Source organism: Vibrio sp. 1288, from assembly GCF_033344475.1.
The window spans coordinates 1-532 of record NZ_JAWPOX010001060.1 but is presented as its reverse complement, the minus strand read 5'-3'; the positions used below and the strand labels follow the sequence as shown (position 1 = coordinate 532).

Annotated in this window: 1 protein-coding gene and 1 pseudogene; both read right to left on the bottom strand. The window is 35.2% G+C overall.

Annotation, left to right across the window (positions count from 1 at the left end):
- Positions 1 to 390 (bottom strand): type VI secretion system lipoprotein TssJ (tssJ, locus tag R8O11_RS30900; protein ID WP_318195347.1); only part of this gene is annotated, 390 nt, incomplete at its 3' end.
- Between the two features lie 9 nt (positions 391 to 399).
- Positions 400 to 532 (bottom strand): annotated as a pseudogene (locus tag R8O11_RS30895) (type VI secretion system-associated FHA domain protein TagH); the annotation flags it as partial.

Here is a 532-nt window from a genome sequence, read left to right as displayed (position 1 = left end):
TTTAATGACTTGTCGCCAATTTGAATTCTCAATATCGCGAAACGCGGCTACGATACCCAAATATTCTGTTTTAGGAGACATACTAGCTTGGTAGATTTCTTTTTGGCCTGGTGTCAAAGATATTTCATATTTATTCACCAAGTCTGGACCGAGTACTTTTTCATGCTCCTCATAAATAGAGAAAAAATCTTGGCTCTCAAACAGTGTATTTGATGTAAGTTCAAATACATATACAACAACTGGTGATGGTCTTCCATTCGAGTCAGGGTTGATATTATGATTTGCCGTTATTTCTAAATCCGCATATGGGTCGACCACTAAATTAGCGGCGGAGCATCCCATTAATACTAAAAATATAAATAAAAAAAATGATTTATAAATTTGTTTCACAATCCCACCTTAACCTTTATTCTTGAGCGCTAATTCGTAGTGCTTAGCAAAATCTTCTAAATAAAATGGAGACTCTTTATTGACAAGTTCATCTGTTAATTGGCTATGAATACCTTCAAAGCGCTTCCAACTCTGAGCATAT